16 protein-coding genes are annotated in these 13,558 nt (G+C 58.2%); 6 read left to right on the top strand and 10 right to left on the bottom strand.

What is annotated here, in order from left to right; all coding sequences use genetic code 11:
• Positions 1-38 precede the first annotated feature (38 nt).
• Complete coding sequence (locus HH213_RS11215) at positions 39-920, bottom strand: DUF6279 family lipoprotein (RefSeq protein WP_110846029.1); 882 nt, start codon at positions 918-920, stop codon at positions 39-41.
• Between the two features lie 42 nt (positions 921-962).
• Here HH213_RS11215 and glmU point away from each other — a divergent pair, with 42 nt between their 5' ends.
• The 3 genes from glmU (at position 963) to HH213_RS11200 (ending at position 5,470) form a co-directional block, all read left to right on the top strand.
• Positions 963-2,327 carry a bifunctional UDP-N-acetylglucosamine diphosphorylase/glucosamine-1-phosphate N-acetyltransferase GlmU gene (gene glmU, locus HH213_RS11210; protein ID WP_169112305.1) on the top strand — a complete coding sequence of 455 codons (1,365 nt, stop codon included), beginning with the start codon at positions 963-965 and terminating at the stop codon, positions 2,325-2,327.
• 437 nt (positions 2,328-2,764) lie between these two features.
• On the top strand, positions 2,765-3,235 hold the full coding sequence (locus HH213_RS11205) for a sigma-70 family RNA polymerase sigma factor (RefSeq protein WP_229263397.1): 471 nt from the start codon (positions 2,765-2,767) through the stop codon (positions 3,233-3,235).
• Between the two features lie 66 nt (positions 3,236-3,301).
• Positions 3,302-5,470, top strand: coding sequence for a TonB-dependent siderophore receptor (locus HH213_RS11200; protein WP_169112303.1), 2,169 nt, complete (start codon positions 3,302-3,304; stop codon positions 5,468-5,470).
• A 135-nt stretch (positions 5,471-5,605) separates the two neighbouring features.
• Here HH213_RS11200 and HH213_RS11195 read toward each other — a convergent pair whose 3' ends face one another.
• Positions 5,606-6,061 (bottom strand): Lrp/AsnC family transcriptional regulator, encoded by a 456-nt coding sequence (locus tag HH213_RS11195; RefSeq protein ID WP_169112302.1) that lies wholly within the window; start codon positions 6,059-6,061, stop codon positions 5,606-5,608.
• A gap of 129 nt (positions 6,062-6,190) precedes the next feature.
• Here HH213_RS11195 and glmS point away from each other — a divergent pair, with 129 nt between their 5' ends.
• A complete protein-coding gene (gene glmS / locus HH213_RS11190) occupies positions 6,191-8,020 on the top strand; it encodes a glutamine--fructose-6-phosphate transaminase (isomerizing) (protein ID WP_169112301.1) in 1,830 nt (609 codons plus the stop codon).
• A 316-nt stretch (positions 8,021-8,336) separates the two neighbouring features.
• Here the strand turns inward: glmS and HH213_RS11185 are convergent, their stop codons facing one another.
• The 3 genes from HH213_RS11185 to HH213_RS11175 form a co-directional block, all read right to left on the bottom strand.
• Positions 8,337-8,510, bottom strand: a complete 174-nt coding sequence (locus tag HH213_RS11185) for a hypothetical protein (RefSeq protein ID WP_169112300.1) — start codon at positions 8,508-8,510, stop codon at positions 8,337-8,339.
• 436 nt (positions 8,511-8,946) lie between these two features.
• The gene (locus HH213_RS11180; protein ID WP_229263396.1) at positions 8,947-9,249 is read right to left on the bottom strand and encodes a LysR substrate-binding domain-containing protein; all 303 of its coding nucleotides are present in this window, start codon (positions 9,247-9,249) and stop codon (positions 8,947-8,949) included.
• A 67-nt stretch (positions 9,250-9,316) separates the two neighbouring features.
• Positions 9,317-9,628, bottom strand: a complete 312-nt coding sequence (locus HH213_RS11175) for a Rossmann-fold NAD(P)-binding domain-containing protein (protein WP_217363511.1) — start codon at positions 9,626-9,628, stop codon at positions 9,317-9,319.
• Between the two features lie 45 nt (positions 9,629-9,673).
• Here HH213_RS11175 and HH213_RS11170 point away from each other — a divergent pair, with 45 nt between their 5' ends.
• Positions 9,674-9,967: a VOC family protein gene (locus HH213_RS11170; RefSeq protein ID WP_169112299.1), complete on the top strand. Its 294-nt coding sequence runs from the start codon at positions 9,674-9,676 to the stop codon at positions 9,965-9,967.
• 9 nt (positions 9,968-9,976) lie between these two features.
• Here HH213_RS11170 and HH213_RS29865 read toward each other — a convergent pair whose 3' ends face one another.
• The 3 genes from HH213_RS29865 to HH213_RS11160 form a co-directional block, all read right to left on the bottom strand.
• Complete coding sequence (locus HH213_RS29865) at positions 9,977-10,591, bottom strand: hypothetical protein (protein WP_217363510.1); 615 nt, start codon at positions 10,589-10,591, stop codon at positions 9,977-9,979.
• Between the two features lie 54 nt (positions 10,592-10,645).
• Positions 10,646-11,239 carry a YiiX/YebB-like N1pC/P60 family cysteine hydrolase gene (locus HH213_RS29860; protein WP_217363509.1) on the bottom strand — a complete coding sequence of 198 codons (594 nt, stop codon included), beginning with the start codon at positions 11,237-11,239 and terminating at the stop codon, positions 10,646-10,648.
• 105 nt (positions 11,240-11,344) lie between these two features.
• The gene (locus HH213_RS11160; RefSeq protein WP_169112298.1) at positions 11,345-11,908 is read right to left on the bottom strand and encodes a TetR/AcrR family transcriptional regulator; all 564 of its coding nucleotides are present in this window, start codon (positions 11,906-11,908) and stop codon (positions 11,345-11,347) included.
• A 144-nt stretch (positions 11,909-12,052) separates the two neighbouring features.
• On the opposite strand from HH213_RS11160, the gene HH213_RS11155 reads away from it, so the two are divergent.
• The gene (locus tag HH213_RS11155) at positions 12,053-12,703 is read left to right on the top strand and encodes a glutathione S-transferase family protein (protein ID WP_169112297.1); all 651 of its coding nucleotides are present in this window, start codon (positions 12,053-12,055) and stop codon (positions 12,701-12,703) included.
• Positions 12,704-12,737: 34 nt separating this feature from the next.
• Here HH213_RS11155 and HH213_RS11150 read toward each other — a convergent pair whose 3' ends face one another.
• Both HH213_RS11150 and HH213_RS11145 read right to left on the bottom strand, forming a co-directional pair.
• Entirely contained in the window at positions 12,738-12,989 is a 252-nt protein-coding gene (locus tag HH213_RS11150; RefSeq protein WP_169112296.1) for a hypothetical protein, read from the bottom strand.
• A gap of 18 nt (positions 12,990-13,007) precedes the next feature.
• On the bottom strand, positions 13,008-13,553 hold the full coding sequence (locus tag HH213_RS11145) for a nuclear transport factor 2 family protein (protein WP_169112295.1): 546 nt from the start codon (positions 13,551-13,553) through the stop codon (positions 13,008-13,010).
• Between the last annotated feature and the right edge of the window lie 5 nt (positions 13,554-13,558).

The raw sequence follows: 13,558 nt of genomic DNA, 5'->3' as shown, positions 1-13,558 counted from the left end.
CAACAGGCCATGATACCACAGCAGCGCTTATCGCCGCCCTAGCGCTGATCCGCCGCCAAGGTCCGGAAGTCGTCGATCCAGCCCTGCATGCGGCGCTGCGCGTGGGCTTTTTGCGCCGGCGTCGCAATGTTAATCACCGTCAGCACCAGTTGCAGGTTGGCCGCCTCATAGCTGTCGAAGAAGGCTTTGCGGTCGGAGGTTTCCAGCCGCTGGAAGCCGTCCTTGATCAAGCCCTGGATCAGCGTCTGCGTGGCTTCCTGGCTCAGCTTCTCGCTCTGCACCTTGCGCACCGCCGCCAGGATGTTGTTTTGACGGCGGGTGCGTTCATCCAGCCAGATCTCATTGTTGAGTGGACGCGCATCGGATGCCTTGCGGATCGCCGCTTCCTGCTCGGAGCTAAAGCTGCCGAACCATAGCTCGAATTGCTCCATCGATTTCTTGTAGCGGAAGCGCTGTTGCGCCTCGCGGTCGCCGCGCATGTTTTTCTTGCGGAAGTCGGCGTTGTTGGCGGCAAACTTGCGCTCCAGCGTGGCGATCTGGTCTGGTTGCAGCGAACGCGCCAGCTCGGCCAGTTCCGGGGTCGCCTTCAGCAGCAGAGACTCGGTGCGTTTCTTGATGTCGTCGAAATCGGTTTGCAAGTCGGCCTGGGTGGCGCCGGCGGCCAACTGGCGCTGTGCGGTTTGCAGCAGCTGGGCGTAATCGTTCAGCTGGGTCTTGCGATGCCAGTGGAACAGCTTGTCGATATCTTCCTTGACCGCGCCCTTCTGCTCCGAGGTCAGGTCGACATAGCCGTCGATCCACCAGTACAGCAGCGTGTCGCCATTGTTATAGGCCAGCCGCAGCGAACTGCAGCCGGCCAGCACGGCCATGAGCGCGATCAGGAACAGGCTGTAGAAGGTCCGGCGGGCTGGCAGGGGCATGTTAGACTTTTGCATTTGACACTCTCTCGATTTGGCACCTCTATGAACGTCGTAATCCTCGCCGCCGGCATGGGCAAGCGCATGCAATCTGCGCTGCCGAAAGTTTTGCATCCTCTGGCGGGCAAGCCGCTGCTGCAGCACGTGTTGGATACGGCACGCAGCCTGTCCGCCAGCAGATTATGCGTGATCTACGGGCATGGCGGCGCAGCCGTGCAGGCGCTGCTCGCAAAGCAGCCGGAGCAGATTTCCACTGCGCTGCAGGAACAGCAACTGGGCACCGGCCACGCCGTGATCCAGGCGCTGCCGGAACTGGACGACAAGGTCCCGACCCTGATCCTATATGGCGACGTGCCGCTGACGACCACCGCTTCGCTGCAGGCACTGGTGAGCGCCGCCGGTAACGACAAGCTTGGTATTCTGACGGTTGAACAAGCTGATCCTACAGGGTTGGGCAGAATCGTCCGTGTGGACGGGCACATAGTGCGCATCGTCGAGCAAAAAGATGCCAACGAGGCCGAACGTGCCATCAAAGAGATCAACAGCGGCATTATGGTCGCGCCTACCCCGCTGCTGAAGAAGTGGCTGGGCGCGATCAAGAACGACAACGCCCAGGGCGAGTATTACCTGACCGACATCGTCGCGCTGGCCGTGGCGGACGGCGTGCCGGTGGTGTCTGCCCAGCCGTCTGCCCAGTGGGAAGTTGCCGGCGTCAACAGCAAGGTCCAGCTGGCCGAGCTGGAACGCATCCACCAGCGCAACATCGCCAACCGCCTGCTGGAACAGGGCGTGACGCTGATGGACCCGTCGCGCATCGATGTGCGCGGCGAACTGATCTGCGGCCGCGACGTCACCATCGATGTCGGCTGCGTGTTCGAAGGCAAGGTTGAACTGGGCGACGGCGTGCACATCGCCGCCCACAGCGTGCTGGTCAACGCCCGCATCCTGGCCGGCGCGCAGATCAAGCCGTTCTGCCACATCGAGGAAGCGGTGGTCGGCGAAGCCTCGCTGATCGGTCCGTATGCGCGTCTGCGCCCCGGCACCGTGCTGGCCGAGGATGTACATGTGGGTAACTTTGTCGAAATCAAAAACGGCCAGGTCGCCGCGCACAGCAAGGCCAACCACCTGGCCTACATCGGCGACGCCACTATTGGCTCGCGTGTCAACATCGGTGCCGGCGTCATCACCTGCAATTACGACGGCGCCAACAAATTCCGCACCGTTATCGAAGACGACTGCTTCATCGGCAGCGACAGCCAGCTGGTGGCCCCGGTCACCGTCGGCAAAGGCGCGACGCTTGGCGCCGGCACCACGCTGACCAAGGATGCGCCGGCCGGCAAGCTGACCGTTTCGCGTCCGCGCCAGGTCACCATCGAAAACTGGACCCGTCCGGTCAAGATCAAAAAATAAGCGGGCTGAGCCCAGTTATGCCAAGCGGCGCCTGCGGGCGCCGTTTTTTATTGTGGATAACGTTGTGAGTAAGACCTGATTAAGCGTGGGAAAACAGGTGTGCAAGTACACCATTTATTCGCAAGCGAGGTATACAAGGCTTGCATGTTGCCGTAGTCATCACCACCCAGCCCGGTTTTTCAGCAAATGTGCATAACTCTGTGTGTAAGCACTGGAGCAAGTGCGGGATAAGGCGCGGATAAGTGCAGGATAACTTTTTACAGCGCAATATCGCTGTGTATAAAGCTGTGGAGAAGGCATGGAATATCCCTCGGATAACCATGGGATAAATCAGCCGTGTTGGCCAAATAATACTAAAAATGCTACGATGAGAATAATTCTCATTCAATAATTAGGCCGTTGTGCACCCGATCGCACCCCGCTCCGACGTAGGCAATTTGTACGCAGACCATCACCGCTGGCTGCTCGGCTGGCTGCGCCGCCAGGCCAACGGCGCCGATTACGCTGCCGACCTGGCGCAGGAAACCTTTGTTCGCATCCTGTGCCAGCCCGAGCACTGCTGCGCCGCCATGCGCGAACCGCGCGCCTATCTTGCCACGGTGGCGCAGCGCCTGCTGATCAACTACGCCGAGCGGCAGTCGCTGGAACGCGCCTATCTCGAAGTGCTGGTCCAGCTGCCGCCCTGCCAGGCGCCGTCACCGGAAGAACGGCTGCTGATCCTCGAATCCCTGCACGAAATCGACCGCATGCTGGACGGCCTGCCGCCCAAGACGCGCGAAGCCTTCCTGCTGTCGCAACTGGAAGGGCTGGGCTACAGCGACATCGGCCAGCGCCTCGGCGTCACCGTGCGCACCGTCAAGCGCTACATGGCGGCGGCCTTCATGCAATGCCTGATGGCGGCCGCATAAAGCGTGTCCCCTTTTTTGTGATCGCCGGTCTTACTAGTACCAATCACAACAAAATGGGAATGTAAGATGAATCACAAGTTGCACATCACCGCACTGGCATTGGCGCTGGGCGCCGCCTACCCTGCACTGGCCGCTGAAGAAGAGCCGATCACCAAAGTCGAGGTCAAAGGCCAGAACAGCAGCGATGATTCCTACGCGGCCGGCTCGGCCCACACCTCCACCCGCATGGAAATGTCGATCCGCGACACGCCGCAATCGGTCAGCGTGATCAGCCGTGCGCTGATGGACGACTTCGGCATCAATCGCCTGGACGAAGCGCTGGGCCTGACCACCGGCGTCATGATCGGCCAGCAGGATAGCGAACGCACCAGCTTCTACGCGCGCGGCTTCAGCATCACCAACATCCAGGTGGACGGCATGCCGATGGGCTCCAATTCGCCACTGTCGGATACCATCCTCTACGACCGCATCGAAGTGGTGCGCGGCGCCACCGGCCTGATGGGCGGCACCGGCGACCCTTCGGCCGCCGTCAACATGGTGCGCAAGCGCCCCGGCCGCATCCTGCAAGGCAGCGCCAGCGTCATCCTGCGCCGCTGGGACGACCAACGCGCCGAGGTCGACTTGAGTTCGCCGCTGAGCCCGGACGGCAAGGTACGCGGCCGCGTCGCCCTCGCCCATGAAGACCGCGATTCCTACATCGACCTGTACCACGAGCGCAAAACCGTCGGCATGGCGATTGTCGAAGCCGATTTGACGCCGGGCACGCTACTGACCGCCGGCATCGACTTCCAGCGCAACACGCCGACCGGCGCCACCTGGGGCGCCGTGCCCTACTGGAACGCCGACGGCACGCTGGCCAATATGCCACGCAACTTCACGCTGACCACGCCATGGAGCACCTGGGCCAACAAGCAGCAAACCGCCTTCGCCTCGCTCGACCAGCGCTTCGGCGCCGGCTGGAAGCTGCACCTGGGCTACGCCCGCACCGACAGTCGCAACAACACCACCGTGGCCTATGGCGGCTCCGGCCACCCCAACATCGTCACCGGCGGCGGCATGAGCTTGTGGAGCGGCGTCTGGGGCGAAGGCAAGGCCATCAACGACAACTACGACCTGTACGCCACCGGCCCGTTTACGCTGCTGGGCCGCCAGCACACGCTGATCGCCGGCTGGAACGGCGGCAAGCAGGTCAGCAGCAGCCAGGGCGGCACCGCCAGCGTCCTGTACCCGGCCGCGATTCCCGACTACCGCAGCTGGACCGGCAACATCCCCAAGCCGACCTTCACGCCGGACGGCTCGCACACCGAGACCGAAACCAAACTGGGCGGCGCCTACATCGCCGGCCGCTTCAGCCTGACTGAGCCGCTGACTTTGATCGCCGGCGCGCGCCTGAGCAACTACCGCACCGAGGACTCGGCCTTCGACACCAGCGGCAACTTCACCGGCAGCAGCAACCTGCAAGAGACCAGGAACGAAACCACGCCGTATGCCGGCCTGGTCTACGACCTGAATCACCAGTTGTCGCTGTACGCCAGCTACACCTCGCTGTTCAATCCGCAAACGCGCAAGGACAAGAACAACCACCTGCTGGCGCCGGAAACCGGTACCAACAGCGAAATCGGCATCAAGGGAGAATTCTTCGACAAGCGCCTGAACGCCTCGGCCGCCGTGTTCCGCACGCTGAAGAAGAACCTGGCGCTGCTGGACCGCAGCGTGCCGAGCGGCTTCCTGCTGCCGGACGGCAGCATGGCCTACGTGGCCGATGGCGACGGCCTGACCGCGCGCGGCGTCGAGTTCGACCTGTCCGGCCAGCTGTCGGCCAACTGGAACCTGAGCGGCGGCTACACCTACCTGGACGTGGCCACGGCCGATGGCCAGCGCGGCGAGCCGACCCAGCCGCGTCACCTGCTGCGCCTGTCCAGCGCCTACAAACTGGACAGCGTGCTGCCGGGCCTGAAAGTGGGCGGCAGCGTGCAGGCGCAAAGTGCGATCTGGAGCGAATCCTGGTACGGCCGTCCGCAAGCGCCGGCCGGTGCACCGCTGGCGCGCCTGACCCAGGGCGGCTACGCGCTGCTGAGCGTGATGGCGGGCTACGACATCAACCGCAATCTGCACGCCCAGCTAAACATCAGCAACCTGACCGACAAAAAGTACTACCGCAACATCGGCTTCTACGACGGCGTATTCTGGGGAGAACCGCGCAACATCAGCCTTTCGTTGACGGCGAAGTTCTGAAAACGCCTGTGGATAAGCTTGTGATTAAATCTGTGAACAGTCCATGGATAAGCGCGTGCATAAGCTGAGGAAAAGCCCTGTATAAGCCTTTGGATAGCCTGTCTTTATCCTTGGGATAAGCCTGTATAACTTTGTTCACAGGGCAACGCGGGTCTCGAATTTGCTGCGGAAAGTGGAGAAATACGCCTTCACATTCCGCACATTGGCGTGGCTTGCGAACAGGCGGTGTGCCAGCGCGTTGTACGCCGGCATATCCGCCACCTGGATCACCAGCACAAAATCCGGCCCTGGCGCCACGCGATAGCATTGCAGCACGGCCGCCTCGCCAGCTACCAGCGCCTCGAACTCGGTCATGCGCTCGGCGGCCTGGATATCTAGCGAGATTTCCACAAGCGCCGTCAGGCTGGGGCCGACCTTTTCCGGCGCCACGATCGCCACCTGGCGCTGGATCACGCCCGATTCGCGCAATTGCTTGACCCGCCGCAAGCAAGTCGGTGGCGAGACGTGCACGGCGGCCGCCAATTCGGCATTGGTTTGAGAAGCATCAACTTGCAGCGCATTCAGAATGCGACGATCTATTTCATCTATCATGGTTTATTGAAAGAATATTTCAGTCACTGTGGATGATGAAATTTTATGCCAAATATGACGGTAATTAGAAAGCTTATTTCATCGCCGCTGTTCTACGATGGTTTCCTGACTTAATTGAAGAGGTTTCCCATGTGCGGCATCGTCGGCGCGGTAGCGCAACGCAATATCACTCCCATCCTGCTGGAAGGCCTGAAGCGCCTGGAATACCGTGGTTACGATTCCTGCGGCGTCGCCCTGCACGTGGATGGCCAGTTGCAACGTTCGCGCAGCACCTCGCGCGTGACCGACCTCGAACAGCAAATTGAGGAGGCGCACCTGAAAGGCTTCACCGGCATCGCCCACACCCGCTGGGCCACGCACGGTGCGCCGGCCTCGCACAACGCCCACCCCCACTTCTCGCCGTCGGCCGACCTGGCGCGCATCGCCCTGGTCCACAACGGCATTATTGAAAACCACGACGAACTGCGCGCCGAACTGACCGCGCTCGGCTACGTGTTCCAGAGCCAGACCGACACCGAAGTCATCGCCCACCTGGTCGACCACATGTACAACGGCGACCTGTTCGACACCGTGCAGCAAGCCGTCAAGCGCCTGACCGGCGCCTATGCGATCGCCGTCTTCCACCGCGAGGAACCGCACCGCGTGGTGGCCGCGCGCCAGGGCTCGCCGCTGATCGTCGGCGTCGGGCAGGGCGAAAACTTCGTCGCGTCGGACGCCATGGCGCTGGCCGGCACCACCGACCAGATCATCTACCTGGAAGAAGGCGACGTGGTCGACCTGCAACTGGGCCGGGTGTGGATCGTCGACAGCAACGGCAAGCCGGCGCAGCGCGACGTCAAAACCGTGCAGGCGCACACCGGCGCGGCCGAGCTGGGCCCGTACCGCCACTACATGCAGAAAGAAATCTTCGAGCAGCCGCGCGTCATCGGCGACACGCTGGAAGGCGTCACCGGCATCATGCCCGAGCTGTTTGGCGACGGCGCCTACAACGTCTTCAAGCAGATCGACCGCGTGCTGATCCTGGCCTGCGGCACCAGCTACTACTCGGGCCTGACCGCCAAATACTGGATCGAATCGGTGGCCAAGATTCCGGTCAACGTCGAAATCGCGTCCGAATACCGCTACCGCGACAGCGTGCCGCATCCGAACACGCTGGTCGTGACTATCTCGCAGAGCGGCGAAACCGCCGACACGCTGGCCGCGCTCAAGCACGCGCGCAGCCTCGGCATGGAACACACGCTGACCATCTGCAACGTCGCCACCAGCGCCATGGTGCGCGAATGCAAACTGGCCTACATCACCCGCGCCGGCGTTGAAGTGGGCGTGGCTTCGACCAAAGCCTTCACCACCCAGCTGGCCGGGCTGTTCCTGCTGACGCTGGCGCTGGCGCAAATCAACGGCCGCCTGACCGACGCCGAAGAAGCCGAACACCTGAAATCGATGCGGCACCTGCCGCTGGCGATCGCCTCGGTGCTGGCGCTTGAACCCCAGATCATCGCCTGGGCCGAAGACTTCGCGCGCAAGGAAAACGCCCTGTTCCTCGGCCGCGGCATGCACTACCCGATCGCGCTGGAAGGCGCGCTCAAGCTGAAAGAGATTTCCTACATTCACGCCGAAGCCTATCCGGCAGGTGAATTGAAGCACGGCCCACTGGCGCTGGTGACGGAAGAGATGCCGGTGGTGACGGTGGCGCCGAACGACGCGCTGATCGAGAAGCTCAAGTCGAATATGCAGGAAGTGCGCGCGCGCGGCGGCCAGCTGTACGTGTTCGCCGACGTCGACTCGCGCATCACGTCGGGCGAAGGCGTGCACGTGATCCGACTGCCGGAACACTACGGCCTGCTGTCGCCGATCCTGCACGTGGTGTCACTGCAGCTGCTGGCCTATCACACGGCGGTGGCACGCGGCACTGACGTCGATAAGCCGCGCAATCTGGCCAAGTCTGTAACGGTGGAATAAGGTTTTAAGACCCGTCACTGCGCGTCTTTAATTTACTAAAGTTACGGGGAATTTGTAGGCTTAAAAGTCAACGATTTACAATTATTTTGAATTATGTAAATTTTAGACAATTGAGATTCCTAAAGCGCTGATTGGGTGATGATTTTGCCAATTGCTGACAACCGTTATTAGCATCCAGCCTGCCATCGTCTAGCATCCAGAACCCACCAACGATTCACATGAGAAACCATCACTGATAAGTACTGTGGCCAGCCAGTCTAATTTGCGACAGGATACTAGGTTCGATCCAGCTGACGGTGCCACGTTCGTGACCAAACTAGTGCCGGCGCGATCTGGCGGTGCGCGCCATCGCGGCCAGCGCAACCGGCATGTAAAGCACTAGTGCGACCAGGCCTAGCAAGAACAATGCACCTAGCAGGTTGGCCTGTGCGGCGACCATAAATTGCCCGCCCCACTTGAGAGCGATCTCTAAAATGTCCTGCTGTTGCATCTTGATCCTTTCGAGCAAAGAAACGGCACTTTGTGCGCCAGTTGATACCCATATTTCGCAGAGGTAAGAATAGTTCGACCAGCCATTTTCTGTAAGGCTGACCGATGTCAGCCTTGACATAGTGCTGTGAATAGCTTTGTGCTGCGGTTTAGCGGATTTCCCGTACTGGTTGCATGGCCGATCTAGTGGTGGGGTTTCTACGAGGACAGATTGTCAGCCATCTTGAAGTTGGCGGCCAGGATCGGCGACTGTGCCCGCTGCGGGCACAAAAGCACGTCATTTGCTTGATGACTTGCACCACTTTGTTTGTCCCTTACGATGTCGAGAGGGAGATACTAGCGAACCGACCTGAGTCTGTGTCTGTCAATGGTGACAGGCTCGACACAAAGCTCGCGTGGCGCCACTATCCAAGAATCACGATACTGGTTCTAGCCGGTTAAGCTATGCTGATAATTGGAGAAACTGCCGCCAGTGAATTATTCAGGAAGTCGACGAAGGTTCGAACTTTAGCTGAGACGTGTTTCCGACTAGGATAAACAGCGAAAATGCCAAACTCTGGAGACTCCCATTCAGGAAGGATATGTAAGAGTCTTCCGGCCGCTAGATCATCTGCAACGATAAAATGTGGCTGAAAAATTATTCCTGTTCCTCTGACAGCCGCAATTCGAAGAATATCGCCATTGTCCGCACGAATTGGCCCGGTTACGGGCACAATCTTTAAGCCCGTTTGGTTTTTCATTCTCCATTCTGTTCCGCTGCCAGTTAGTGTGTAGCTAAGGCATGTGTGTCCGGATACCCTTCATTCGTCAAGCCAGGGCTTGTTCGACGCTGTTCTGGAGCGTAGTGGTTGGTCGGCCTAGCAGTTTGGAGAGCTGATGACCATTATCAAACAGCGCACCCTTTGCTGCTCCCGTATCCCACGATGCGATCGCTTCGGCAAAACCGGCGGGAACACCAGCACCTTTTAGTGCTGCGGCATAATCTGCTTCGGGCACGTTGGTATAAGGAATTTCTTTGCCGGTCTGCTTCGAAATTTCTGCAGCGAGGTCAGTGAGCGTGTATGCCACATCGCCAGCGAGTTCGTAAGTTTTACCAACATGGCCATCAGAGGTCAGCACTACCGCTGCTGCTTCTGCGTAGTCAGCACGAGCTGCTGACGAAATTTGACCAGCGCCCGCAGAGCCATAGAATGCGCCGTTATTCAGTGCGGGAAGAATCGACCCGGTGTAGTTCAGGGAGGGCGCAATTTTGGCCACCTGGCATTCGAAGTATCCGATATTTATCAGGCCTGCCAACGAATGGCAGAGCACGGCGTCGTGATCAACCGACCGCCACGCGATGGCTACATGGCATTTGTGCGCTCGCCTGACAATATTTCGATTGAATTGCTGCAAGCAGGCTCGCCACTTACGCCCCAAGAGCCATGGGCTTCAATGCCAAACATCGGTACTTGGTAAGCGATTTCTCTAGAAGGGATTCATCGGTTCGTCGACAGAGCGAAGCTTGAAACAATCCTCGCAAAGTTTCAATGTCCCTGGGCCAGCTGCTGGCATTCTTACCATCGCATAGTCGCGCGCAGGGTCATCAGCGCAGACCGAACATACGTTTAAGCTGCCGGCTGCCGTTATCGCTGCCTCCGACATTGCGGCTTGTTTTGGATTCCATTCTCGCAACGAGGTAAACCACTCAGGCGTATGTGGGCGCAGCAGACTAGGCGGTGCTGACTTGGCCAGCCCCCTGCGTTCAAGCCAATTGGTTGCTGCTTTAATGCGACGAGCATGAAATTCCGTTAGGGCTGCATACAGATCTATCTTCGCCTCAAAGTACTGTCGTGGGTACAGTGTATTCACGGTCACGTACCCTGCGTGGTTCAGGATAAACCGATTTTTGCATAGTCTTTCGTCTTCAAGTAGCTCTTCGCAATAACGGCGCTTGCGTTTATCTGATCCGCGATGTCCTTCGATTAGTGCGACGTTGTATTGCCAAAAGTTTCGCGTAAACTCATCTTTCCACAGCTCTAGATATTTCGATGAATGTAGTGCCTTTACCAAGTGAGCATCGGCATCCTCGTGCTCAACCAAATAGGCGTCGATGTCGTTGAGCGACTCTATGTTTGGCGATAGTTTGCGCGCTTCTTAAAGCAGCGCATTGGTTGAACTACGCATGGCCTGAACATTATCAATGTCCTCACGCCGATCCTCTTCCTCCTCGGTACTAAGATCTCTGAGTACATCAGAGATCTCAACAAGAGCCGCACTCTTTAGTAACTCTCCTGGATGGCAAAAATCTGCATCAGGTACAAGATCGGCACCAGCATTGCGATAAGCTTGGGCTACCAGGCGTGAACAAAATTGCCGGCGTCCAGCATAAAAGCCAGCCAGCACGCTCTGGGCGGCGCTAGCCATGGAGTAACGAGTGCCGACGGCAGCTCGTGCGTACGAGGTGATGGCGTGCAATTGGTCAAAAGTCAGTGGCTTCACCGGCCGGAGCACATGGCCAGCACACCCTGGTTCGAGAATTAGTCTTTCGAGATTGCGTGCATGTACGCCATCGCTAGTTGAATCAATCACGCACGACTTGGCAACGCAGATCATGGCATGAGAAATGTCCACGCCGGTAAAAACACGGATAGTTTTGCTGACTATACCCGGAGTCGTCGTCATGACGATATCACCGGGTTGAATGAGCTCAGCAATAAACACACGAGGCCTGAGTTCAGAAGTGGTCATATTTCAAATCCTCATTGAGAGAAAATTCGAACGGCTGCGTTGTATCGCCCAGTCAAGCGCATGTTGCGACCAGCTTGGCCGTCGCCAGCGGATAAACGGAAAATCTTAGGGCAACAGTCCTGCGGCCTTGTAAGCGATCAAGGTACTATCGAATACCTTCACGTCGTCGCAACCACGTGCGACCAACTGAGCGCCTTCAATCGCAGAGAAAATCGCAAAAGCGCGGCCTTTCACGGCCTCGTCACCCATTCTCGGATGACCGAGCTTCACTACTCGCGCCAACCAACCAACGATATGCTCGGTAAAACGCTCCACCTCCGCCTTTACTTCAGGTGCCAGGCTCGGACGCTCGGCAGCCAGCACCCCGGCCATGCACATGCGATTCTCGCGCAGCAGCGTGTCACGGAACACTTCAGCGTATTTAGCTACGCAAGTGTGCCAGTCCAGCCCCTGCTCAACTAGGCTGTTCAAGTATTCCATGAATTCATCGGTGTATTGGCGTGCTAGCGCGGCGCCAAGGTCTCCCTTGGTGGGGAAGTAATAATGGATGCTAGAACTCTTGACGCCGACGGCTTCGGCCAAGTCGCGGAAGCTTAAAGCATTGTAGCCCTGCGCCTGGACCATTAACCGTGCCGCCAACATCACTTCTTGTTTTTTATCACTTGCCATACCTGATCCTTGAAAAATTTTGCTTGACGACACAAAGCCTCCGGAATAATATCTACCTATCGATAGATAGACAAATTCAGAGTACGTCTTTCTTTCGGCTATTTTAATCTATCTACCGAGAGGTAGACATACCGAAAGCAAAATATGAAAATTTATGATACCCCGGGCTTTCCTAACCCAGCCCGCATTCGCATCGTTCTGGCCGAAAAAGGCCTGGAGCAGTTGTTCCAATTCGTACCAGTCAATCTGATTGCCGCTGAACACAAGCAACCAGCTTTTCTGGCAAAGAATCCGAACGGCGTGGTACCAGTGCTGGAGTTGGACGACGGCACCTACATCAGCGAGTGTGTGGCCATCACTGAATACTTGGACAATCTGGATGCCGATCCTGTCCTGACTGGTAAAACTCCGCGTGAAAAAGCCATGATCCACATGATGCAAAAGCGTGCTGATGACTGGATGATCGATGGCATTGGAATCTACTTCCACTATGCCACGCCTGGCCTGGGCGATGCACTGCAGCCGTTCAAGGCGCCGGAGTGGGCCGGCCGTAAGGAATGGGGCGAACGGCAGCTGGAAAAATTCAAGAATGGCCTGCGCTACTTCGATGGCATTCTGGCTAAGACGCCGTATCTGGCTGGCGACCAGTTTTCGATGGCCGACATCACGGTCTACGCTGCCCTATTGCATGCGGCGTTCCTTAACATCACTGTCACGGATGAATATCCGGCATTGAAGGCATGGCAAGCAAAAGTGGCCGAACGCCCAAGTGTGAAAAACCGCAGCGGGCAATAAGCAAAGAGGAGTCCCGCAGGACTCCTCTTCTTTTTTAGACCTCGTTGCCGGATGCGTTCGCCAATTGGGCGAACAGATCTTGCAAGAGCTCCTCGTGGCTAGGTTCCTTGTGTGCGCTATCCGTGCTCTTGTGGTCAACTACGCGCGAGGGCGCCGTCTCGGTTTCTGAGGATGAGACCGCTCTCAGGACAGGCGCGTTTGATGCGTCAAACTGCGCCATTGTTGGCTTATCCTGCACTGCAAAGGTTGGTACAAAGTTTGACGGCATAGGTTTAATGACGTTCACGCTCTTCTCCTTCAATGTTCAATCAGGAAGTACTGGCATCAGTCCTTCAAAGGCTGCTGCTGTGGTATCGGCTGGGGTCAGCGCGTCGTTGGTGGTCGAGCCGCCGATGTAACGTTCGAAGATTTTCCAGCCCTCTGGCGTACGTACCAGGCGGTCGCGCATTGGCGAATACAACCATATGGCTGGCAGACCGTCATAGCTGGTCATTACCTGTCCAGCCCCGAGCGCTGGCGCATCCTGTGGCAAGGCATGGCGCACCAGCAGATTGTGGTAGCGCACCTGCACGCCATCGCCATCCACATCAACGATATGATTGGTTGCATGCCGGCTGACACCTGGAATCAGGTAAGGGTAGTCGTGTTCAAAGAAATGGCGGATTTCGGCATGACCACTGATGGTACCGTGGAAGTGGTAGGCCACAGCGTCGGGTGTGAAGGCGTCGATCATACCCTCCACATCCCAAGTCTCAAATAGCCAGTTGACACGGTTGACGAAATCGACGGCACTGGCGCGGTCTGCGGCGTCTACAGGACTGACGCGGGCGATGGCAGGAAATGCTTGCATGATTA

This window comes from Duganella dendranthematis (assembly GCF_012849375.1).
GTDB classification, from domain to species: domain Bacteria; phylum Pseudomonadota; class Gammaproteobacteria; order Burkholderiales; family Burkholderiaceae_D; genus Rugamonas; species Rugamonas dendranthematis.
The sequence above is the reverse complement of the archived record's forward strand: the minus strand, read 5'-3'. Positions and strand labels throughout refer to the sequence as shown.